The 23,879-nt window shown below is 64.1% G+C and carries 17 protein-coding genes; 8 read left to right on the top strand and 9 right to left on the bottom strand.

Going from position 1 to position 23,879, the window contains the following annotated elements; genetic code table 11:
- The first annotated feature begins 22 nt into the window (after positions 1-22).
- From AN401_RS19945 to AN401_RS06455, 7 genes are all read left to right on the top strand, one after another.
- The gene (locus AN401_RS19945; protein ID WP_198401818.1) at positions 23-2,305 is read left to right on the top strand and encodes a hypothetical protein; all 2,283 of its coding nucleotides are present in this window, start codon (positions 23-25) and stop codon (positions 2,303-2,305) included.
- A gap of 68 nt (positions 2,306-2,373) precedes the next feature.
- Positions 2,374-4,809, top strand: a complete 2,436-nt coding sequence (locus AN401_RS06480) for a BTAD domain-containing putative transcriptional regulator (protein ID WP_096778840.1) — start codon at positions 2,374-2,376, stop codon at positions 4,807-4,809.
- A gap of 119 nt (positions 4,810-4,928) precedes the next feature.
- Complete coding sequence (locus AN401_RS06475; RefSeq protein WP_096778839.1) at positions 4,929-6,335, top strand: TolC family outer membrane protein; 1,407 nt, start codon at positions 4,929-4,931, stop codon at positions 6,333-6,335.
- Between the two features lie 67 nt (positions 6,336-6,402).
- On the top strand, positions 6,403-8,544 hold the full coding sequence (locus AN401_RS06470) for a type I secretion system permease/ATPase (protein WP_096778838.1): 2,142 nt from the start codon (positions 6,403-6,405) through the stop codon (positions 8,542-8,544).
- Positions 8,541-9,905 (top strand): HlyD family type I secretion periplasmic adaptor subunit, encoded by a 1,365-nt coding sequence (locus AN401_RS06465; protein ID WP_094037918.1) that lies wholly within the window; start codon positions 8,541-8,543, stop codon positions 9,903-9,905. The genes AN401_RS06470 and AN401_RS06465 overlap by 4 nt, the downstream gene beginning before the upstream one ends.
- On the top strand, positions 9,902-10,507 hold the full coding sequence (locus AN401_RS06460; protein ID WP_094037919.1) for a response regulator transcription factor: 606 nt from the start codon (positions 9,902-9,904) through the stop codon (positions 10,505-10,507). The genes AN401_RS06465 and AN401_RS06460 overlap by 4 nt, the downstream gene beginning before the upstream one ends.
- Entirely contained in the window at positions 10,507-10,857 is a 351-nt protein-coding gene (locus AN401_RS06455; RefSeq protein WP_094037920.1) for a hypothetical protein, read from the top strand. The genes AN401_RS06460 and AN401_RS06455 overlap by 1 nt, the downstream gene beginning before the upstream one ends.
- A 54-nt stretch (positions 10,858-10,911) precedes the next feature.
- Here AN401_RS06455 and AN401_RS06450 read toward each other — a convergent pair whose 3' ends face one another.
- The 9 genes from AN401_RS06450 to AN401_RS06415 all read right to left on the bottom strand — a co-directional run bounded on the left by AN401_RS06450 (position 10,912) and on the right by AN401_RS06415 (position 21,229).
- Positions 10,912-11,601, bottom strand: a complete 690-nt coding sequence (locus tag AN401_RS06450) for an EAL domain-containing protein (RefSeq protein ID WP_096778837.1) — start codon at positions 11,599-11,601, stop codon at positions 10,912-10,914.
- A gap of 75 nt (positions 11,602-11,676) precedes the next feature.
- Positions 11,677-12,837, bottom strand: a complete 1,161-nt coding sequence (locus AN401_RS06445; protein ID WP_096778836.1) for a LapD/MoxY N-terminal periplasmic domain-containing protein — start codon at positions 12,835-12,837, stop codon at positions 11,677-11,679.
- A 40-nt stretch (positions 12,838-12,877) separates the two neighbouring features.
- Entirely contained in the window at positions 12,878-13,570 is a 693-nt protein-coding gene (locus tag AN401_RS06440) for a transglutaminase-like cysteine peptidase (RefSeq protein ID WP_232513399.1), read from the bottom strand.
- A 162-nt stretch (positions 13,571-13,732) separates the two neighbouring features.
- The gene (gene fbaA, locus AN401_RS06435; RefSeq protein ID WP_094037922.1) at positions 13,733-14,812 is read right to left on the bottom strand and encodes a class II fructose-bisphosphate aldolase; all 1,080 of its coding nucleotides are present in this window, start codon (positions 14,810-14,812) and stop codon (positions 13,733-13,735) included.
- 67 nt (positions 14,813-14,879) lie between these two features.
- Complete coding sequence (gene pgk, locus AN401_RS06430; protein ID WP_096778835.1) at positions 14,880-16,043, bottom strand: phosphoglycerate kinase; 1,164 nt, start codon at positions 16,041-16,043, stop codon at positions 14,880-14,882.
- A gap of 20 nt (positions 16,044-16,063) precedes the next feature.
- Positions 16,064-17,095 carry an erythrose-4-phosphate dehydrogenase gene (gene epd / locus AN401_RS06425; RefSeq protein WP_096778834.1) on the bottom strand — a complete coding sequence of 344 codons (1,032 nt, stop codon included), beginning with the start codon at positions 17,093-17,095 and terminating at the stop codon, positions 16,064-16,066.
- Between the two features lie 158 nt (positions 17,096-17,253).
- Positions 17,254-17,412 carry a hypothetical protein gene (locus AN401_RS19695; protein ID WP_157772163.1) on the bottom strand — a complete coding sequence of 53 codons (159 nt, stop codon included), beginning with the start codon at positions 17,410-17,412 and terminating at the stop codon, positions 17,254-17,256.
- A 66-nt stretch (positions 17,413-17,478) separates the two neighbouring features.
- A complete protein-coding gene (locus tag AN401_RS06420; RefSeq protein ID WP_094037925.1) occupies positions 17,479-18,870 on the bottom strand; it encodes an MFS transporter in 1,392 nt (463 codons plus the stop codon).
- 187 nt (positions 18,871-19,057) lie between these two features.
- Positions 19,058-21,229 (bottom strand): malate synthase G, encoded by a 2,172-nt coding sequence (locus AN401_RS06415; RefSeq protein ID WP_096778833.1) that lies wholly within the window; start codon positions 21,227-21,229, stop codon positions 19,058-19,060.
- Between the two features lie 328 nt (positions 21,230-21,557).
- On the opposite strand from AN401_RS06415, the gene AN401_RS06410 reads away from it, so the two are divergent.
- Complete coding sequence (locus tag AN401_RS06410; protein WP_198401817.1) at positions 21,558-23,861, top strand: putative bifunctional diguanylate cyclase/phosphodiesterase; 2,304 nt, start codon at positions 21,558-21,560, stop codon at positions 23,859-23,861.
- Positions 23,862-23,879: the final 18 nt, after the last annotated feature.

Here is a 23,879-nt window from a genome sequence, read left to right as displayed (position 1 = left end):
GCGCGTCCTGGTCCCCATTGCCGTGGCCATTGTTGCCCTGCGGACCCTTGTCCTTATCGTCATCGGCGTCGGCATCGGCATCGGCGTCAGCATCAGCGTCAGCATCAGCATCGGCATCGGCATCCGCATCGGCGTCAGCGTCGGCGTCCGCATCGGCATCCGCGTCGGCATCCGCGTCGGCATCCGCATCGGCGTCCGCATCGGCGTCGGCGTCGGCGTCAGCATCAGCGTCAGCGTCAGCGTCCGCATCGGCGTCAGCGTCCGCATCGGCGTCAGCGTCCGCGTCCGCATCGGCATCCGCATCCGCATCCGCATCGGCGTCCGCATCAGCATCGGCATCCGCATCGGCATCGGCGTCCGCATCCGCATCGGCGTCAGCGTCAGCGTCAGCGTCAGCATCGGCGTCGGCGTCCGCATCCGCATCGGCATCGGCATCGGCATCGGCATCAGCGTCCGCATCCGCATCCGCATCCGCATCGGCATCCGCGTCGGCATCGGCATCCGCGTCCGCATCGGCGTCCGCATCAGCATCGGCATCAGCGTCCGCATCCGCATCGGCGTCAGCGTCCGCATCGGCGTCAGCGTCCGCGTCCGCATCGGCATCGGCATCCGCATCCGCATCGGCATCGGCGTCCGCATCAGCATCCGCATCGGCATCGGCGTCCGCATCCGCATCGGCGTCGGCGTCAGCATCGGCGTCGGCGTCCGCATCCGCATCGGCATCGGCATCGGCATCAGCGTCCGCATCCGCATCGGCATCCGCATCGGCATCCGCATCGGCATCCGCGTCCGCATCGGCGTCCGCATCAGCATCGGCATCGGCATCGGCATCAGCGTCCGCATCCGCATCGGCATCCGCGTCGGCATCCGCATCGGCATCCGCATCGGCGTCCGCATCGGCGTCGGCATCGGCATCCGCATCGGCGTCAGCATCAGCATCAGCGTCCGCATCGGCGTCCGCATCCGCATCAGCATCAGCATCAGCGTCGGCGTCCGCATCCGCATCCGCATCGGCGTCGGCATCCGCATCGGCATCGGCGTCCGCATCCGCGTCGGCGTCAGCGTCAGCGTCAGCATCGGCGTCAGCGTCCGCATCCGCATCGGCGTCGGCGTCCGCATCGGCATCGGCATCAGCGTCCGCATCGGCATCCGCGTCGGCATCAGCATCGGCGTCGGCATCCGCATCGGCATCCGCATCGGCATCCGCGTCCGCATCCGCATCGGCGTCCGCATCCGCATCCGCATCGGCGTCGGCATCGGCGTCCGCATCCGCATCGGCGTCCGCATCCGCATCGGCATCGGCGTCGGCATCCGCGTCGGCATCCGCGTCGGCATCCGCGTCGGCATCCGCGTCAGCGTCCGCATCCGCGTCGGCATCCGCATCGGCGTCGGCGTCGGCGTCCGCATCGGCGTCCGCATCCGCATCCGCGTCAGCATCTGCGTCCGCATCGGCATCGGCATCCGCATCAGCATCGGCATCAGCGTCCGCATCGGCGTCCGCATCGGCGTCCGCATCCGCATCGGCATCCGCATCGGCGTCGGCGTCCGCATCGGCGTCAGCATCGGCGTCCGTATCGGCATCCGCATCGGCGTCCGCATCCGCATCGGCATCCGCATCGGCGTCGGCGTCCGCATCGGCGTCCGCATCGGCGTCCGCATCGGCGTCGGCGTCGGCATCGGCGTCGGCGTCGGCGTCCGCATCGGCATCCGCATCCGCATCCGCATCCGCATCGGCGTCCGCGTCCGCGTCAGTATCGTCAGTATCGTCAGTATCGTCAGTATCGTCAGTATCCGTTTCGTCCCCAAAAGGGAGCCCAAACGGTTCTACATCTTCGATGGTAAAATCAAATTCGAGAGGCTCGATCTCTTCCACAATACGCGTCAAAGAGACAAAGGAGCCGCCTCCTCCAGAAGGGGCGCCGTCAGCACCCGCGGCGGGCGCTTCCAGCTCGTCCAGCAGGTCGTTGCCGCTTTCCAGTGCCGCCAGCACGGCTTCGACACTGGGATCCAGCAGGGCACTTTCCTGAGGCTCGGGCTCCGCCGACGCCAGCAGGTTTTGGGTCATCTGCAGGCGCTGATTGCCACCAAACTGCATCTGTTCGTTATTGCCATTGTCAAGAATGACCTGGGCATTCTCCCCCGTTATCAGGACTTCGCCTGCCAGCAGGGTGTCGCCGGTCGTCAGCAGGCGGACAGAACCATCGGCGGCCTGGGCCGCGACATAGCCATTGACCTCGGAAACCACAGCAACTGGTATACTCATCGTCTTTCGTCCGTTATAAACTCTAGATATAACGCATATTAAACATAGAAACAGATAAGCCTATTGGACCGAAGTACAGGTCAGGATTTCCCTCCCGGCCTGAGTGTGTGATGATGCGCGCCTGCCAGGAGGTCATTGCGTCATATCATGGAGAGCCACCCTTGCCTGCACCCTCATCCGATTTCTGCGATATCTTGCTGTTGGGTACCACCTCGATCCGGGTCGGACGGCAAGAACTCCCGTTCCCCAAACGCTATCGCAAGGCACTGGGGCTGCTGGGTTTTCTGGCGTCGGAAAGGGATAAACCCCACAGCCGCGATTATCTGGCGGCCTTGTTCTGGCCCGAACTGGATGAGAGTGCGGCCAGGAGCAACCTTCGTCAGGTACTGTCCAACCTGAACCAGACCCTGGGAGGAGCGGACCGTCCCTCGCCGCTGCAATCCTGCCGCCACAGCATCGGTTTTCGTTCCGAACTGGTGGCCGGCCTCGATCTGGCTACGCTGGAGCACCCCCTACCCGCCTGCGACTCGTGTCACGCCGACGAGTGCCGACTGCTCGCCGATCTGGCCGTCCGGCTGACTCCCCACATCCTGAGCGGCGACTTCCTGCCGGCCTACAACCTCCCGGGCTGTGATGAATTCGAACTCTGGCTCGCCCACAAGCGGGAGCAGCTTCGCATGCAGCAGTTGCTCCTGCTGCAGCGACTCATTACATGCAGCCAGTGTTCAGGCGCCGATGAGCAGGCGCTGGACTATGCCCATCTGTTGATGAAAATCGATCCGGACAACGAAATGCACCTGCGCCAGGTGATGGAAATGCACGCCGCTGCCGGCCATCCCGGTGCGGCATTGAAGCTGTTCGAATCCTTCTCCCGCCGCCTGCGACGCGAACTGGACGTCGCCCCCGAGGCCGCCACCCTGGCCCTGCGTGACAAGCTGCTCAACGGCATGGCACCCCGCGTCAGCCTCATGGCGCCATCCCCTTTTCCCGTTATACAGAAAGTCTCCCTGGTGGTGGTACTACGGGTACAATGGTTCAGCCTGAGTCAGGATCCCGAGGAAGCGTCACAACGGTTGTACGATCTCGATCAGATGACCCGGGCCCTGCTCGGCAAGAAGATGGGGGCCTTCCACCTGAACAGCGCGGGAAAGGGCGCCTTTTTTTATTTTGGCTGGCCCAATGCCATCGTCGATGCAGCCTGGCTCGCCTGGAGCGCCGCCCTTCGCCTCAGCACCTGGGCACGGGCCTGTCAGGATGCCAGGGTCAAGATTGGCATCCATTGCGGCAGGCTGTTTTCGTCTCTGGACAACACCATTCCGGATCTGCTCGGGGAAATCACCGAAGAAACGGCCAGGGTCTGCCACAACGCCCAATACAACCAGCCCCTCGTCAGCGACAAGGTGCAACAGTTGCTTGCATACAGGGGGCGGTTGCACAAGCTGCAGGATCGCCGGCGTCAATCCGACGGTACCGTGCAGGCACTTTATTACCAAGCGGAAGAAAATCAAGCCGCCACCGCGCCGGCAAGTCCTCTGCAGGGACGAGACCCTCAGCTGGAAAAACTGACCGAAATCCGGCAAGACACCGGCCCCGGGATGGTAGCCATACTGGCTGGCGCCGGCATGGGCAAAACGGCGCTGGTCGCCCAATGGCTGGCACGGCAGCCGATGCAGGGCGACACCCTGCACCGGCTGTGTTGCCAGCCCGATTTGCAGCCTGCCCCGCTGGAGACCTTGTTCCATTTCCTGACCTCTCATCCGCCCTCGGCGCGCGTCGGGGCCATCTCTTCCTCGGGACGGCACCTCTACGACTACGAGCAATGGATAAGCGACCTGGATGCCGTCAACATACGGGATGACGGCCAAAAGCATCGCTTGTTCTCCCGCCTCGTCCCATTGCTTGGGCCATTGAGGCCAAGCCATGCCACCCTTTACTGGCTCGAAGACGTACACTGGTGCGACACGCTGACACTGGAATTTTTTATCCATCTGGCCCGGCACGCCAGGCCGGCGCCTTTTCTCCTGGTAACGGGACACCAGCTCCCGACAACGATGGCCTGGCCGGGCCACTGCCTGAATTTGCCGCCGCTGCCGCTTTCGGCCGGCCAGGCCCTGCTGCAACGCTGGTTGCCCGAAACGGCCTCGGCCGAGCACAGGCAGCAATGCTTTCATCTGTCGGGGGGCATTCCCCTGGTCCTGAAGCTGCTGGCCGAACATCAGGGCACCCAGCAAATTCCAGATGCACTGATAGCTCTGTTCAGCCCGGATATCGACCGCCAGGGCCGACACCGGGAGCTGGCGCTCATCCTCGCTGTTGCCGGTACCGATACACCCCACGAGGAACTGGCCGCGCTGATGCCGGAAAAAACGACCCGGGAAGAGATCGCCGAGGCCATGGCGGCCATGGTAGAGTCGGGGCTGCTGCACCGGGTAACCGGAACGCGTGTTCGGTTTGCCCACCCGCTCATCCCCAGGATACTGGAGGAGCTGAATGCGCCCAGTCGGATCCGCCGGATACGGCAGGCCCTGATGCAGGCGGTTTGTTAGGGCCCGGCTCCTATTCGTTCCCGAATGGATACGCTTTGCTTACGGCCTGGTGCTAGGCTGCGCCCCATTCACCATTTCACTCAAACAAAATCCTTATGCAGACACCGAACAAAACCTTGATGGCCACACCCAAGCGCTGGTCGGCACTGGCCGGCGGTCTTTACCTGCTGTCCCTTTCGGCGCTGGCGCAACAGCCCACCCTGACCATCACCGAGGTGGCGCAAAAAGCCATCACCACCAATCCCGAAGTACAGGCCAGCTGGCGTGCCTTTCGCGCCGCCGGGCACGATGTCGACTTCGCCCGGGGCGGCTACCTGCCGACTCTGGACGTAACCGCCGGGTATGGCAAGGAATGGCGCAATTACAGTGAAAAGCGGGACTTTACCGGCGGTGCGGCCGAAGTCTCCCTGGTGCAGATGTTGTATGACGGCTTCAAAACCGCCAATGACGTGCAGCGTTTCGAGGATGCCCAACTCGTCCGTTATTTCGAGCTGCTGGCGCAGGTAGAAAACACCGCGCTGTCATCCGTTGGCGCCTACCAGGACGTGATGCGCTACCGTGAACTGGTCGCCCTGGCCGAAGCCAACCTGGCCAGCCACCTCGAGGTTTACAACCAGATCGAAGAAAGCGCCCGGGCCGGCGTGGCCAGGCGGGCCGATCTGGAGCAGATCAACGGTCGCCTCTCCCTGGCCGAAGCCAACCTGCTCACCGAGATGTCCAACCTGCATGATGTCAGCGCCCGCTATCTGCGTGTCGTCGGTGAGCTGCCGGCGCTCGAGCTCGCGCCCCTGCAGCTCGATAACGGCACGCTTCCCCTGAGCGTGCGCGAAGCCATCCACCTCGCCTACCAGGGCAGCCCCGCCTTCCACGCCGCGCTGCGCAACATCCATGCCCAGGAAGCCGCCGCCGACGGTCAGAAATCCGCCTTTCATCCCCAGTTGAACCTGACCGCGAAGTACGGCACCCGGGACTACGTCGATAACGGTTTCGATGAGCGCCGCAACGACGCCCGCGTCGGCCTGGATCTGAGGTACAACCTCTACCAGGGCGGCCGGGATCAGGCCAGCCTGCGCAAGGCCTATGAAGAAGTCAACCAGGCCAAGGATCTGCGCGACAAGGCCTGCGTGGATATGCGACAGACGCTGCAAATCGCCTACAATGACGTGCAAAAACTGGATCAACAGCTTCCCATCCTGAACCAGCACCGGTTATCCTCCGACCGGGTCAGAACCGCCTACAAGGGGCAGTTCGATATCAGCCAGCGTACCCTGCTGGATGTGCTGGATGCAGAAAACGAATACTTCCAGGCCAGCCGCGCCTATGCCAACGCCACCTACGACCGTGGGCTGGCCATCGCCAGGACCCTGGCGGCCATGGGACAACTGCTGCCGGCGCTGGAGGTAGTGGGCGACGAACTGCCTTCGCTAAGTGATTTGGGTGCCGAGCCCATCGCGGTCGACGCCGCCTCGGCCTGCCCCGATCACGATGTCAACACCGTGCTGGGACAACTGAGCACCAGCCGATAACAAACGGGGCCCCGGCCCCGGTAACCTGTCGTCCGGCCCCGGGCCGGACGACGCGCGGGAATGAGTGATGTCGAAGACCGACTATTCTGAACAACATGGCGGCCCGCTACTCGACTGCCTGTTGACCCTCTGTCGCTTCCACGATCGCAAACTGTCCAGAGAGTCCGCCCTGGCCGGTTTGCCGCTGGTGGAAGGCAAGCTGGTGCCTTCGGTATTCCATCGCGCCGCCAAGCGCGCCGGATTATCGAGTCGCCTGGCAACCCAATCCCTGAGTGCGGTGAATCCGTCCCTGCTTCCCGCCGTGCTGCTGCTACACGACGACCGGGCCTGTATCCTCACCGGCCTGGATCCCGAGCAAGGCAACGCACGGGTGATCTGGCCGGAACTGACGGAGGCCGAAGTCAGCCTCCCGCTCGACGAACTGCAGCGCCAATACTCGGGCAAGCTCATCTATCTGCGCCCCGAGTTCCACTTCGACGCCCGGGCCCCCAGGGCGAGAAAAAAACCGGACGGGCACTGGTTCTGGGGAGTGATGACCGAAAACCGCCCCCTGTACCGGGACATCATCCTGGCCGCCATCATGATCAACTGCTTCGCGGTGGCCATGCCCCTGTTCGTCATGAACATCTATGACCGGGTGGTGCCCAATCACGCCACCGATACCCTCTGGGTACTGGCGGTGGGGATCCTTATCGTGCTCTGCGCCGATCTGGGGCTGCGCCTGATGCGCAGCTGGTTTGTGGATCTCGGCGCCAGCCGGGCCGATGTCAAGCTGTCCGCCGCCATCATGGAGCAGATACTGGGCATGAAGCTGGCGGATCGCCCCGCCTCGGCCGGCTCCTTTGCCAGCAATGTGCAGGCCTTCGAATCGGTCCGCAACTTCATCGGCTCCGTGACCCTGGTGGCCCTGGTCGACCTGCCTTTCTTCCTGCTGTTCTGCCTTATCATCGGCCTGATCAACTGGCTGCTGGTGCTCCCCATCCTGGTGGGCACCGTGCTGATACTGCTTTATGCCGCCCTGGCCCAGCGCAAGATGCAACGGCTGTCGGAAACCATGATCCGCGCCAGCGCCATGCGCAACGCCACCCTGGTTGAATGCCTGAGCAGCCTGGAAACCCTCAAGACCGTCGGTGCCGAGAGCAGGATGCAGGGCACCTGGGAAAGCACCACCCTCTTCCTGAGCCGCATCACGGCGCAGATGCGCCTGCTGGCGGCCTCCGTCAGCAATGGCGCCCTTTGGGTTCAACACACCGTGGCCGTGGCCCTTATCATCGTCGGCGTCTACCTGATCACCGGCGGCCATCTCACCCAGGGGGGGCTGATCGCCGCCTACCTGCTGTCCTCCCGCGCCATGGGTCCCATCGGCCAGGCGGCCGCCCTGTTGTCCCAGTACCACCATGCCGCCGCCGCCATGGAAAGCCTGAACAACATCATGGCCCGGCCGGTGGAGCGCCCCCAGGGCAAACACTGGGTAAGCCGTCCCATCCTCCGGGGAGACATCGAGTTCAGGCAGGTGGGCTTCAGCTACCCCGATGCCGAGCGCCAGGCCCTTGCCGATATCAGCTTCAGGATCAAGGCCGGCGAGCACGTTGCCATACTGGGACGCAATGGCTCGGGCAAGAGCACCCTGGAAAAACTGATCCTGGGTCTCTATGAGCCGGACGCCGGCACCATACTGATCGACGGCGTGGACATCCGCCAGCTCGATCCGGCCGAGCTGAGACGCGGTATCGGCCATGTTCCCCAGGACGTGTCCCTGTTCTTCGGCACCCTGCGCGATAACCTGACCATGGGCACCCCCCATGTGGATGATGCCCAGCTCGTGCATGCCGCCAACCTGAGCGGCCTGGCCGGCTTTATCAACACCCACCCGTCCGGGTTCGACATGCAGGTGGGCGAACGGGGACAGTTGCTGTCCGGCGGCCAGCGCCAGTCCGTGGCCATTGCCAGGGCCCTGATCAAGGAGTCCCCCATACTGCTGCTCGACGAACCCACGGGCTCGCTCGACCACAGCAGCGAAGAACAAATCAAGCAGAGCCTGGCCCAGATTGCCCAGGGCAAGACCCTGATCCTGGTCACTCACCGCAGTTCCCTGCTGGCCCTGGCCGAGCGCATCATCGTCGTCGACAACGGCAGGCTGGTGGCCGATGGTCCCAAGGCCGAGGTACTGGAAGCCCTCCGTCAGGGCAGGATTGGGAGCGCAGCATGAATCACCCCACCATGGATCCCCAGGCCCAAAGCCCCGACAGGCTGCCGGCAGCCGGCAAGGTCGCTTCCGGCCCGAATTGGGCCCTGGATGCGGACTGGGCCCAACTCCAGCAGGAGCCGGTGCGCGCCAGGGCCATGCTGTACCTGATGTGCCTAACCTGCCTGGCGCTGCTGATCTGGTCCGCCTTCGCCCCCCTGGACGAGGTGGCCCGGGGCCAGGGCCGGGTCATCCCGTCCCAGCAGTTGCAGGTGGTCCAGTCCCTGGACGGCGGTATCGTCCAGCAGATACTGGTGCGGGAAGGACAGACGGTGGAGGCCGGCGATGTCTTGCTGCGCATCGACCCGACCCGCTCCATTTCCAGCCTGCGCGAGAGCCAGGTGCAATATCTGGCGCTGAGCGCCGAGGTTGCCCGACTGCAGGCCCTGATCGACCAGACCGAGCCGGTGTTTCCGGAAGAACTCCAGCGACAGGCGCCCGAACTGGTCGCCCGCGAGCTGCGCCTCTACCGGGCCAGCCAGGAGGAGTTGCAGGAACAGATTGCCATTTACCAGAACCAGCTCAACCAGCGCCAGCAGGATCTGGTCGAGGCCAAGGCCGCCCTGAGCCAGCACAGCAGCGCCCTTGCCCTGAGCAGCCGGGAACTGCAGGTTACCCGCCCCCTGCTGCAGTCCGGCGCCGTGTCCGACATGGACATACTGCGCATCGAGCGGGAGCTGGCCAACGCCAGAGGGGAAGTGGAGCGGGCCAAGGCCGCGATCAGCCGCAGCGAGGCCGCCATCGGAGAGGCCCGCAACAAGATCAGGGAAGTGGAGCTGAATGTAACCAACCGCTGGCGCAAGGAGTTCCTGGAATCCAAGGCCCGGCTCGACGGCCTGAGCGAGGCCGAATCCGCCCTCGCCGACAAGGTACAGCAAACCGAAATCCGGGCGCCGGTGCGCGGCACTGTCCAGCGCCTGTTCGCCAATACCGTCGGCGGCGTTGTCGCGCCCGGGCGCGAAGTGCTGGAGCTGATCCCGCTGGATGACCAGCTGATCATAGAGGCCCGCATCCAGCCCAAGGACATCGCCTTTATCCGACCGGGGCAGGCCGCCATGATCAAGTTTACCGCCTACGACTTCGCCATCTACGGCGGGCTGGAGGCCGAGGTACAGCATATCAGCGCCGATACCATCCTCGACGACAAGGACAACAGCTACTACCTGGTCCGGCTCGCCACCCGCACCCCGGGCTTTACCGATGATCTGGCCATCATCCCCGGCATGACCACCCAGGTGGACATCCTCACCGGCAAGAAAACGATCCTGGAATACCTGCTGAAACCCGTACTCAGAGCCACTTCACAAGCGATGACCGAACGATGAGTGATGCTTTATTTATTACCGAAGAGGGCTTTATCAGCCCCCGCTGGCGTCAGTCCTTTCCCGGGGCACGAATCGCCGTAACCCCGGAGGATGCCCCTTCCCCCTGCCCCGAGCTGATCTGGGTACTGACAGCCATCCCCGGCTGGACCGAACAGATCCGCCACCACGTGGCCGAGGGGCGTCGGGTGGTGGCCATGACCCGCCAGCCACAGCTGGAGGAGTTGCGCCAGGCGCTGAGCGCGGGGGCGAGGGGCTATACCGAAGCCCTGGCGAGCCGGGACATCCTCATCCAGGCGGCCCGGACAGTGACCGCCGGCGGTCTGTGGCTGCCGGCGCCGCTGGTCAGCAAGATGGTCGGCCTGCTGTCGCAATTGCTCGAGCAGCAGCCCACCGGCGAGGGTTGCGACCTCTCCCCCCTGACCGACAGGGAGCGCCAGGTCACCACCGAAGTGCTCAAGGGCGCCAGCAACAAACGCATCGCCCTCGAGCTGGACATCACCGAGCGCACCGTCAAGGCGCACCTCAGCTCCATCTTTGAAAAACTGGGCGCCCGGGATCGCATGCACCTGATGCTGCTGGTACGTGGCCAGGAGCGCACCTGATGTTTGTCAAACGCGATCCTACGGGCCGGATCCTGGCCGTCAGCCTGGAGCGGGAGCCGGGCATCGAAGAAACCATCGCGGCGGATTCACCGGAGCTGTCCCTGTTTTTCGGCGTCGGCCGGCAGGAAGAAACGGCGCACCTGCAGGCCTTGCGGGAATCCGACATCGCCCTGGCCAGGGTACTCGAGGATTTGATCGATGTGCTGATCGACAAGAATCTCATCCAGTTCACCGATCTGCCGCCCATGGCCCAGCACAAGCTGCTCGCCCGCCAGAGCCTGCGCCGCCAGCAGCACCGATTGGACCTGCTGGGCGACGAGGGCGACGAAGACACCATCCCCATGCTCTGAATATGCACCTTGCTGGTGGCGCGCAGGCGGGCCCCCGGGGCTCGCCTGCGCCGCTCAGGGGGAGATGCCCGGCCCGCCGGCCGCGTCGAATCCCAAGGCCCGCAGCAGCTCAAGCTCGTCCGCAGACTGGACGCCATCGGCGACCAACTGAAGTCCGATGGAGTGCCCCAGGGTGCACAGGCCGCGCAGGAAGCCCTGGTTGCCCTGGTTGCCGGACAGCTCCCTGGTCAGGGCCGTATCCACCTTGAGGTAATCCAAGCCGAGTTCCTGCAACCGGGAAATCCTGGCAAAGCCGCGACCGGCCCGTTCCATTCCCAGTTTGCAACCCAGGGGCTTGACCTGGGCACAAAACTCCCTGAACAGCTCGACATGATGGATCACCGGGTTTTCCGGAAACTCCAGCCACAGCCAGGGCGCCAGCTCGGGAAACTGGCGCAGGAGCATCAGCAGTTGCTGCCGGCCGAGCGGATCCTTGAGCGTTTCCATCGACAGGTTGATCGCCAGCGGCTCCGGTTGCGCCGTCGCCTTCAGCTCCTCGAGCAGACGACCGGCCATGGCCACGTCCAGTGCCGGCAGCAACCCCAGGCGACGGGCCCAGGGTATGAAATCCCCGGCTCTATAGGTCTTGCCATCCAGCTCCAGGCGCATCATGGCCTCCTGGTGCAGGAGTGCATCACCGGTCAAGTGCACAACGGGAAAGCGAACCGCCCTGACGCCCTGCTCCGCCAGGGTCCGGGTCAGCATGCTCCGCCAGCCGTCGGTCCCCTGGATATCGGACGCACCGGTGGCGATGCCGACTTCGGCGCAGGTCGCATCCCGCTATTCGGCAACCGCCAGCAGGCTGTCGACCCGACTCATGACCTCGATACGCTGCTCTCCCGAGTGGAAATAACAGGCGCCATGGGGCAGCAACAGGCGCAGCTGTGATTCGTGGCGGCCGGCCAGGGCCGACAACCGCTCGTTCAGGGCCGCACTCAGGGCCGCCAGCTCACCCGCATCGGTCAACAGCAGCAGAAAATCGCTGCCGTTGAGCCGTCCCGCATGGGCATCGCTAAAGGAGTCCGCCAAGGCCTGCGGCCATTGCTGCAACACCTGCCCCAGCTCCCGCAACAGGGCATTGGTGCGCTGGTGTCCCAGGCTCTGGTTGATGCCGGCCAGGTCCACCACCCGTACCAGCAGGGCCGCATGCCGGCCGTCTTCCTCGCCCAGCAGGGCATCGAGCTGGCTGACCACCGTTTCCCGGTTGGCCAGTCCGGTCACTTCGTCATGCTGGTTGCGATAACGCAGCTCCTCGAGGCGACGGGACTCGGTCTCCAGCATCAGCCGGATACGTTCGGACAGCAAATTCATGGCCCGGACCACGCGGCTGAACTCCAGCGTCCGGGGCTCGCTGGAGGTGATGAAGCGCCGTCCGCCGATGGCCTCCGCCTGGGCCACCACCCGATCCAGCGGGCGGGTGATCAGCTTCAGCAAGCCGCTGCCCAGGGCCCCGCAGAGCAGGGCGACCAGCAGCAGCCACAGCAGCAGCTTGCGGGTGGTCTGCCAGAGGGCGGCCTGGGCGAACCGGGTCTGGCTCTCGACATAGAGGGTGCCATACTGATGCCAGCCATCCTGCACCTGGGCCACCCCGGGGGAGATGGACAGGGGGGCCAGCTTGAGGAACCAGGCGGGCACCCGCTCCTGCTCGGTCGCCTCATCATCGATTTTTCGCTGCAGCGGCTCGCCGGAGGGAGAGCTGAGCTCTATCCGCTGGTAGTGGCCGGTGTCGAACTGGGCCGCGATCAGCAGTTCGATCATTACCTCGTCTTTTTCTATCTGCGACAAGGTCAGTGCCAGGGAGTTGGCGCTGTCGATATTCTTCTGCCGCAGCTGCTCCTCGTAGTAATCCCGGGCGCTGAAGGTGCTGATGGCAAAGCTGCTCAGAAAGGCCAGGGTCATCATCACCGCAATTGCAATCCACAGCTGTTTGATCAAGGACATTAGGCCTTCTCCTCCGTTACCATCAGCCAAGTTAGGTTGTTCACCAGGTCACTCCTTCCTGCCGGATCCTTTCCAGCGCCTGACGCCAGCGCGACAGCCGCGCCACGGGGTTGGCCGCGGAAGCCGTCGCGCCGGGCGTCCACAATCCCTGGCTGTTGAAACTGAACACCGGCGTCAGATCCGTGCGTTGAGAGCCGGGCAGGATATTGGGGATCAGGCTGTCGAGCAGCAGCGGATCCGCCGTCGGGGTCGGATAATAGCCCAGCACCATGTGCGCCTGCGTCATGGTGCTGCGCGCACCACCGATGCGGGCCCGGACATAAATGAGCCGCAACCGCTCGTCGCCGATCCCCGCCTTGCGCAGGCTGACATATTTGGCGATGGCATAGTCCTCGCAGTCACCCTGCCCCCGCCCCAGGCTTTCGAGCGGCGTGGCCCAGTAGTCTTCCTCTCCCCATAGCCGGATATCGGTCTGGTAGCTGAGGTGGCGGTGGAAGAAGCTGTTCACCCGGACGATTTTTTCCTGTTCCGGCAGCGTCTCGATTTCCCTCAGCATCTGCTCCCAGGCATGGGACACCGCCACCCGCTCCCGCCCGTAGCGGGCTTCCATCAGCCGGTGGAAGCGGGGGAAATCGATGCTGGCGCCGCTCGCCCCGGGAGCCGTGGTCATCTCCCAACAAAGCAGCCCCAGGAGCAGGAATGGAACCATGCCCCGGGTTACTCTCTTCATCATCAGGCACTGTCCTCGAGATAGGCAGATGGCTCCGTGAACCGGCTTGAGCAAGACAGCATGCTAACATAATGGATTCGTTCCGGTCATGCCCGGCCCTGCCCGGCGCGCACAAAAAAGCCGGTCGGCTTGCGCCGACCGGCCTTATCACGACCGGGGAGTCGCTTACAGTACGTCGATGGCGTTCAGCTCGGCAAACGCCTGCTCCAGGCGGGCGATCATGCTGACCTGGCCTTCACGCAGCCAGACGCGCGGATCGTAGTACTTCTTGTTGGGCTTGTCGTCGCCCTCGGGGTTGCCGATCTGGCCCTGCAGGTACGCTTCTTTCGCCTTGTAGTAGTTCATCACGCCGGCCCAGGTGGCCCACTGGGTGTCGGTGTCGATGTTCATCTTGATCACGCCGTAGCCGATGGATTCCTTGATTTCCTCGGCGGAAGAGCCGGAGCCGCCGTGGAACACGAAGTTCAGGGACTTGGCCGGCAGGCCGAACTTCTCGGACACGTACTTCTGGGAGTTGTCGAGGATCTTGGGGGTCAGCTTGACGTTGCCCGGCTTGTACACGCCGTGCACGTTGCCGAAGGAGGCGGCGATGGTGAACTTGTCGCTGATGGCGCTCAGCTTCTCGTAGGCATAGGCCACGTCTTCCGGCTGGGTGTAGAGCATGGAGCTGTCCATGCCGGTGTTGTCCACGCCGTCTTCCTCACCGCCGGTGCAGCCCAGCTCGATCTCCAGGGTCATGCCGATCTTGCTCATGCGCGCCAGGTACTTGGCGCAGATCTCGATGTTCTCTTCCAGGCTCTCTTCGGACAGGTCGATCATGTGGGAGCTGAACAGCGGCTTGCCGGTTTCGGCAAAGTGCTTCTCACCGGCGTCGAGCAGGCCATCGATCCAGGGCAGCAGCTTCTTGGCGGCATGGTCGGTGTGCAGGATCACCGGCACCCCGTAGGCCTCGGCCACGGCGTGCACATGCTTGGCACCGGAAATGGCGCCGATGATGGCGGCCTGCTGGCCTTCCAGCTTCAGGCCCTTGCCGGCGAAGAAGGAGGCGCCGCCGTTGGAGAACTGCACCACCACCGGGGCTTTCGCCTTGGCGGCCGCTTCCAGCACGGCGTTGATGGAGTCGGTACCCACCACGTTGACCGCCGGCAGGGCGAACGCGTTGGCCTTGGCGATGGCGAAGATCTTCTGCATGTCGTCGCCGCTGACCACACCCGGTTTTACTACGTCAAAAATTTTCTGGGACATTCTCTTGCTCCTGTTGAGGCTCTTGTCGGCCGGCATGACCCGGCCGCTTTAAATGGATAAGGTTAACTCAGCCCTTGGCTCTCTGCTCGAGCATGGCCACCGCCGGCAGGGTCTTGCCTTCCACGAACTCGAGGAAGGCGCCGCCGCCGGTGGAGATGTAGGAGATCTGATCCTTGATGCCGAACAGATCGATGGCCGCCAGGGTGTCGCCGCCGCCGGCGATGGAGAAGGCGTCGCTCTCGGCGATGGCCCGGGCCACGATCTCGGTGCCGCGACGGAAGTTCTCAAACTCGAACACCCCCACCGGGCCGTTCCAGATGATGGTCTTGGCATTTTTCAGGATGTCGGCCAGGCGCTGGGCGGACTCGTCACCCAGATCCAGGATCTCCTCGTTGTCGGTCACTTGCGAGACCAGCTTGACGGTGGCCGGGGCGGTTTCGGAGAACTCGGGCGCGGTGCGCACGTCGGTGGCCAGCGGGATGTCGCAGCTTTCCATCAGGCGCTTGGCTTCGGGGATCAGATCCGGCTCGTACAGGGACTTGCCCACGTTGTGCCCGGCGGCGGCCACGAAGGTGTTGGAGATGCCGCCGCCCACCACCAGCTGGTCGGCGATCTTGGACAGGGACTCGAGCACGGTCAGCTTGGTGGAGACCTTGGAGCCGCCCACCACCGCCACCATGGGCCGGGCCGGGTTGTCCAAGGCCTTGCCCAGGGCCTCCAGCTCGGCGGACAGCAGCGGGCCGGCACAGGCCACGGGGGCGAATTTGGCCACGCCGTGGGTGGAGGCCTGGGCCCGGTGGGCGGTGCCGAAGGCATCCATCACGAAGACGTCGCACAGGGCGGCGTACTGCTTGGACAGGGTCTCGTCGTCTTTCTTCTCGCCCTTGTTGAAGCGCACGTTCTCCAGCACCACCAGCTCACCGGCGGCCACCTCCACCCCGTTCAGGTAGTTCTTGGCCAGGCGCACGGGCGCGCTCAGCTTGGCGGCCAGGTAGTCGACCACCGGCTGCAGGGAGAACTCGTCGGCATACTCGCCCTCGGTGGGACGGCCCAGGTGGGAGGTGACCATCACCTTGGCGTCCTGGGCCAATGCCGCTTCGATGGTGGGCAGGGAGGCCAGGATGCGGGCGTCGGAGGTGACCTTGCCATCCTTTACCGGTACGTTCAGATCGGCGCGGATCAGCACCCGTTTGCCGGACAGGTCGAGCTCATTCATTTTTATGACAGACATAGAACGTCCTCTTTAAGGTACTAGTGTTTTTTGAAAGCGGTCTCGGCGGTCGCCAGCCAGGCCAGGCTGGTGTCGAGCATGCGGTTGGCAAAGCCCCATTCATTATCGCACCACATCAGCATCTTGATCAGATTGGCGTCGCTCACCCGGGTCTGGGTACCGTCGATGATGGAGGAATGGGGATCATGATTGAAATCGACCGACACCAGCGGCGCCTCGGTATAGCCGAGGATGCCCCGCAGCGGGCCTTCGGCGGCCTCGCGCAGCACCCGGTTGACGGCCTCGACGGTGGCCTTGTTCTCGACGATGACGCTGAGATCCATGGCGGTGACGTTGATGGTCGGCACCCGTACGGAAATGGCCTCAAATTTGCCGGCGAAATGGGGCAAGATGCGCTCTACCCCCTTGGCCAGTTTGGTGTCGACCGGGATGATGGACTGACTGGCAGCCCGGGTCCGGCGCAGATCCGAATGATAGGCATCGATCACCTGTTGGTCATTCATGGCTGAGTGAATGGTAGTAATATTACCACATTTTATATTAAAAACTTTGTGCAATGTCTCAATTACGGGCACCACACAGTTGGTGGTACAGGAGGCGTTGGAGACGATGGTTTCGGCACCGGTCAATTGTTGGTGGTTTACACCATAAACGATGGTGGCATCCACATCATTGTCGGCCGGGTGGGAAAACAACACTTTTTTCGCCCCCGCCGCCAGGTGCCGGCCGGCATCTGCCCGGCTCGACAGGACGCCGGTGCAGTCGAGCACCAGATCCACCCCCAGCTCGCGCCAGGGCAGCCTGGCCGGATCCGGCTCGTGGAACAGGGCGATGGGGTCATCCTCTATCTCGAAGGCCCCCGGCAGCAGGGTCACCTCGTGCCGGAAGCGGCCGTGGCTGGAATCATAGCGGGTCAGGTGGGCCATGGCCTCGGGTTCGGCCAGTTCGTTGATGGCCACTATCTTCATATGGCGGTGCAGGTCACGTTCGTAGAAAGCCCGTAAAACACTGCGCCCAATACGGCCGTAGCCGTTGATGGCTAGTCGAATCATTACACTTTTTCCAGCTGGGCTTGATGGCGGCAGCGGCGCCCGGGGCTCCGCTGCCAAATACAGGCTCCAAGTCTAACGGGGATTGCCAGCCAGGGGAATGGGCGTGACGGCAGAGCCGCTCCGCCCGGTGCCGGAAAAAGCCGACGAAAAGCACTCGCTCAGGCGGCTACGGCGTCGACCTCAGATTCGTCGCATTGCTGTCTCTCCCCGCCCTGCTCACGCCGCAGCCAGAGCAGCAGGGACAACGGATAGCAGTCATCGCAGAAGGGGGGCTGGGGCTCGGCGCCGGCGTCGCGCATCAGTTCGATAAACCGCATGGGGCTGTCCTCCTCGTTCAAGATACCCTCAGCCTAGCCGCCCCGCATGACAAGGGGGTGACAGGCTCAGCGCATGGCCACCATGGGATCTTCCTGGGCCGGGATCGACACGGGATCGAGATCGGGTTCCGGTTCGGGCAACTCCAGATCCAGCTGGCTGGCCTGGGCCTGGGCGATCTCCTCCTGCTCCAGATCCGGGAACACCTCTTCCATGGGCACGTCCACGAACTCTTCGTTACGGGGGTCGAGCTCGGTGATGACACCGGCGGTTTCCACCGGGGTCGGAATATAATGGGCCTGCTCTGCCACCGGCACCGCCTTGCTGCGCAGGCGCCAGATCCAGGCATAGCCGCCCAGCAACAAGGCCACGCCGGCACAGCCGTAGTAGAGTCCCTGGGCGCCGAGCCAGGTCATCATGCTGGCGCTGAACAGGGGGCCGAGCGAGCTGCCGAGGCCGTAACTCAGCAACAGGGTGGTGCTGGCCGCGACGATGTGCTGGGCCGCCATGCGGTCGTTGGTGATGGCCACCGCCACCGGATAGATGGCGGCGACCATGCCCATGTAGAGGGAGGAGAAGCCGATCAGCAGTCCCAGGTGGTAGTGGCCGGTAAACACCACGCCCAGGGCGCTCAGTGCAATGACCCCGTTTATCCAGATCATGATCTTGCCCCGATCCAGCCGGTCGCACAGCCGCCCCAGGGGCCAGGCGAACAGGATAAAGGTGAAGATGGAGGCCGCCATAAAGTAGGACAACTGATCCACCGGCAAGCCCACCTGGATGGCGTAGACCGGCGCCATGGAGTAGAAGCTGCTGATCAGCACCCCGCTGCACAGGGCCGCCAGCAGTCCCACCGGGGCGTCCCGGAAGATGGCCTTGACGCTCAGCCGCTCGCTGTGCTCTATGGTGGGCGCCTCCATCCGGGTCAGGGACAGGGGCACCAGGGCCGCGGTCAGCACGATGGCACCCAGGGTGAAGGGCACGAAGGCCGCCGGATCGGTCAGGCCGATCAGCAGCTGGCCGGCGGTGGCCGCCAGGTAGGCGCAGATCTGGTAGGCGAAGAACAGGGTGGCCCTGTTGTCGTTGGTGGCCACGGCGCTGAACCAGCTCTCGATCACCACGAAGCTGCCGGCCACCGCCACCCCGCTCAGGGCCCGCAGCAACGCCCAGATAAGGATGCTGTCGGTGAGCGGGAAGATCAGGGTGGAGCTGGCCAGGAAGGCGCTGAACACGGCGAAGGCACGAATGTGCCCCACCCTTTTTATCACCCTGGGTCCATAGAGGGAGCCCAGCACAAAGCCCACCGAATAGCACACCATGATGCTGCCGATCAGGGTCGGCTCTATGCCCTTGAGCCCCAGGTTGACCCCGAGCAGCGTCATCACGAAGGTATTGCCTCCCATCAGCAGGAAGACACTGAAGATCAGGGAAGAAAGGGAGATGACCAGGCGTTTTATCATGGGGCGGCCCGCTGTCGGTATGGCTGAACGGAATTACCGCATAGGGTACAGCAAAGGCCCGGACTTGGCAGTGTCCGCGCAATCTTTTCTCCCGGCGCCGTCACGATTATTCGGCATGGGGGCATGAAAAAAAGTCATGGACAAAAAAATCCCCGGACCAGCCGGGGATTGTTGGGCGTCGGGATGCTTATCCCTGGGCTTTCAGCTTGCGCCGGTAGGCGTGCAGCAGCGGCTCGGTGTAACCGCTGGGCTGGGTACAGCCCTCGAACACCAGGGCGCAGGCGGCCTGGAAGGCGATGCCGTCGAAGCCCGGTGCCATGTTGCGGTACAGGGGATCGCCGGCGTTCTGCTGGTCGACGATGGCGGCCATGCGCTGCATGGTTGCCATCACCTGCTCCTTGCTGCAGATGCCGTGGCGCAGCCAGTTGGCGATGTGCTGGGCGGAGATGCGCAGGGTGGCGCGGTCTTCCATCAGGCCCACGTCGTTGATGTCCGGCACCTTGGAACAACCCACGCCCTGATCGACCCAGCGCACCACGTAGCCGAGGATACCCTGGGCGTTGTTGTCCAGCTCCTGCTGGATATCTTCGGCGCTCAGGCTGGCGGCATCGGCGAGCAGGGGGATGGTCAGCAGGTCGTCCAGACTGGCCGGTGCACGGCTCTTCAGCTCGTCCTGGCGCGCCTTCACGTTCACCTGGTGGTAATGGGTGGCGTGCAGGGTGGCGGCGGTGGGCGACGGCACCCAGGCGGTGTTGGCACCGGCCAGGGGATGCACTATCTTCTCCTTCAGCATGTCGGCCATATTGTCGGGAATGGCCCACATGCCCTTGCCGATCTGGGCCTTGCCCTGCAGGCCGGCGGCCAGGCCGACGTCCACGTTGTTGTTCTCGTAGGCCTGGATCCAGGCCTGCTGCTTCATGGCGCCCTTGCGCACCACGGGGCCGGCTTCCATGCTGGTGTGGATTTCATCGCCGGTGCGATCCAGGAAGCCGGTGTTGATGAACACCACCCGCTCGCGGGCCTCGTAGATGCAGGCCTTGAGGTTGGCGCTGGTACGGCGCTCCTCGTCCATGATGCCCACTTTCAGGGTATTTTTGGCCAGACCCAGCACCTGTTCGATGCGGCCGAACAGTTCGCAGGCGAAGGCCACTTCTTCCGGGCCGTGCATCTTGGGCTTGACGATATAGACGCTGCCGGTGCGGGAGTTTTTGAACTTGCCGTTGCCCTTGAGATCGTGCAGGGCGATAAGGCAGGTCACCAGGCCGTCGATGATGCCTTCGGGCACCTCGTTGCCGTGCTGATCCAGCACCGCCTCGTTGGTCATCAGGTGGCCGACGTTGCGCACGAACAGCAGGCTGCGGCCGTGCAGGCTGAAAGGCGAGCCCTGGGGATCCAGGTAGTCCCTATCCGGGTTCAGGCTGCGGGTGATCACCTGGTCGCCTTTCTGCACTTCCTCGGTCAGGGTGCCCTGCATCAGGCCCAGCCAGTTGCGGTACACTCCGACCTTGTCTTCCGCGTCCACGGCGGCGACCGAGTCTTCGCAGTCCATGATGGTGGACAGGGCGGATTCCAGCAGCAGATCCTTGATGCCGGCCTTGTCGTCCTTGCCGACCGGGCTGCTACGATCGAACTGCAGCTCGATGTGCAGGCCGTTGTTGCGCAGCAACACGGCGGTGGGCTGGGCGGTATCGCCGTTGTAGCCGGCGAACTGGTCGGCCCGGGCCAGGGTGGTGACATCACCGTTTTCCAGGCTGACCCGCAGCTTGCCGTCGACCACCTGGTAGCCGGTGGCGTCGGCGTGGCTGCCGGAGGCCAGGGGGGCGGCCTGATCCAGCAGGTTGCGGCCCCAGGCCACGACCTTGGCGGCCCGGCGCGGGTTGAAACCCTTGCCCTTTTCGGCGCCGTCCGTTTCCGCAATGGCATCGCTGCCGTAGAGGGCGTCGTACAGGCTGCCCCAGCGGGCGTTGGCGGCGTTGAGGGCATAGCGGGCGTTGTTGACCGGCACCACCAGCTGGGGACCGGCCAGGGTGGCCAGCTCGGCATCCACGTTGGAGGTGGTGATGGTGAAGTCGTCGACCGCCGGCAGCAGGTAACCGATGTCGGTCAGAAACTGCTTGTAGGCAACGGCGTCATGGGCCTGGCCGGCGCGGGCGCGGTGCCATTCGTCGATCTGGCGCTGCAGTTGCTCCCGCTTTTCCAGCAGGGCGCGGTTCCTGGGCGCCAGATCCTTGACGATCTGCTCCATGCCGGCCCAGAAGGCGGCGGGCTCGACGCCGGTACCGGGGATGATTTCATTGACTACCAGATCATGAAGAACGGTAGCGACTTGTAAAGTGCCGAGGTGAATACGTTCCGTCATAGTTGCTTCTTCTATTGTACGTAGTAGTTATGTATAGACCGATTATTGACCCTGATTGCTCGGGCGTCCCAGTTTACCCTGTGAAGGGAGGGGCTGGCAAAGCAGAATTGCAATATTTGGTCACACAATCTTTACAAATTGTGCATAAACAGTCACTGATTTTGTGATAGGGCCGGCAATTCCACGGCAGGGCCACGACGTTCCCCGCCGCCAGGCCGAGTGAAGAAAACACTAAAAATAGTGATTCCCATCAACTACAATTCGGGACGGACGCCGGATCGGCACGGATCAGCCAGCGCCCTCCCGCCACGACAACATGGATGCGTCAATGGAAAAACCGGTCCTCTCGCCCGACCGCACCACCCTGCCCCTGCGCCGGGACGGCCATGCCGGCAGGCATCACTTCCCCTCCTCGTTCTGGAATATGCCGGCCCGGCTGCTGTTCTTCTATTTCTTCATCGCCTTCACCTGGATACTGGGGTCGGACATCCTGGCCAACAAGCTGATCGCCTATTATGGTCCCGGCCTCGGCTGGCTGCATACCGCCAAGGGCATCGGTTTCGTGCTGGTGACCGGCCTGGCCCTGTTCGGCCTGACCCGCTACCTGGTCAACCAGGCCTGGCGGGCACACCTGCACCTGCACGACTCCGAACTGGCCTTTCGCAGCGCCTTTACCGACAACCCCACCGCCATGTGGGTCTATGATCCCGGTGTCGGCAGAATGCTGGAGGCCAACCAGGCCGCCTGCCAGCACTACGGCTACAGCCTGCACGAATTTCTCGCCCTGACGCCGCACCGCCTGAGCCGCGGCATGGCGCTGCGCTTCCAGAACGGGCTGCAGCACCACCATCACCGCCAGGGCGCCCTGATGATCATGGAACTGACCGTCTATGCCATGCGCTATCAGGAAACCCAGGCCCAACTGGTACTGGCCCGGGACATGACCGACAAGATCCAGGCCGAGCGGGCCCTGGCCCAGAGCGAGGCGCGCTTTACCGAGCTGGTCAGCAAGGTGCCCGAGGGATTCTGGGTGTTCGACCTGGAGCAGGGCTCGCACCAGTACATCAGCCCGGCCTTCGAACGCATGCTGGAAATCAACCTGCATCAGCTCAAGCAGGACGCCAGCCTGCCGCTGTGCCGCATTCACCCCGAGGATTTGCCCGAGGTGGAGCAGGCCCTGGCCGAGCCGCCGACCACGGCCACCGAGCTGGAATACCGCTGGTTCACCAAGGCGGGCGAACTGCGCTGGCTGCAACACCGTGCCTATCCGGTGTTCGAACGGGATGTCCTGGTGCGGGTGGTGGGGGTACTCAGCGACATCACCCATGAAAAACAGCAGCAGCAACGGCTGTTCGAGCTGGCCAACTTCGACCGCCTCACCGGCCTGGCCAACCGCATCAACTGCCACAGCTACCTGGCCTCGGCCTGTGCCGGGGAAGGCCCCTTCTACCTGCTGCTGCTGGGGCTGGACCGCTTCAAGCAGATCAACGACAACCTGGGCCACGACACCGGCGACGAGCTGCTCCGCGCAGTGGCCCGGCGGCTGGAGGCGCTGCGTGACGGGCAGGGGCTGCTGGCCCGGCTGTCGGGCGACGAGTTCGCCCTGTTGATCCCCCACCGGGACCAGGGCGCCGACATCAGGGACTGGGCCTACCAGCTCAGCCGCGACCTGGCCCTGCCCTTCGCACTCAGCCACCACACCCTGTTCATCACCGCCAGCCTCGGCATCGCCCGCTTCCCGGAAGACGGCCGGGATCCGGATACCCTGCTGCGCCACGGCGATCACGCCCTGGCCCAGGCCAAGCGGCAGGGGCGCAACAGCGTCTGCTTCTACCAGCACCCGCCCCAAAGCCCCTTCCCCATCGGCAAGGTCAGCCTGGAAAACGCCCTGCGGCTGGCCTGGGAGAACAAGGAATTCGAACTCCATTACCAGCCCAAGATGTGCATCGACACCGGCCGGCTGGTCGGCTTCGAGGCCCTGCTGCGCTGGCAGTTGCGCGGCACGGGACCGGTGTCGCCGACGGTGTTCATCCCCATACTGGAAGATACCGGCATGATCATACCGGTGGGCTACTGGCTGATCGAGCAGGCCTGCACCGACTTGCGGCAATTGGCCGGGCTCGGGGTCGACAAGCCGGTGGCGGTCAATATCGCCGCCCGTCAACTGACCCAGGACGACTTCGCCGAGCAGGTGCTGGCCCGGCTGCGCCAGCACCGCCTGCCGCCCCAGCGCCTGGCCCTGGAGCTGACCGAAAGCTCGCTGATGCAAGAGCCGACCCGCGCCGCCGGCATCCTGGGCCGGTTGCGCCAGGCGCAGCTGTCCATCGCCATCGACGACTTCGGCACCGGTTACTCGAGCCTGAGCTACCTCAAGCGCTTTCCGGTGGACACCCTCAAGATCGACCGCAGCTTTATCACCGAGATGGAGCAGGACGCGGACGATCGCAGCATCGTCGACGCCATCATCCGCATGGCCCACGGCCTGTCGATGACGGTGGTGGCGGAGGGCGTGGAAACGCCCGAGCAGGCCGCCCTGCTGCGCCAGCTCAACTGCGACCAGATCCAGGGCTACTGGTACGCCAGGCCCATGCCCCTGGCGCAGCTGACCACCTGGCTGGCGGAGCGGCAATAACGAGAAGCCCGCACTGGG

This window comes from Zobellella denitrificans, from assembly GCF_002407485.1.
In the GTDB taxonomy this organism is placed as follows: Bacteria; Pseudomonadota; Gammaproteobacteria; order Enterobacterales; family Aeromonadaceae; genus Oceanimonas; species Oceanimonas denitrificans.
This window is presented reverse-complemented; position numbering and strand designations above follow the sequence as displayed.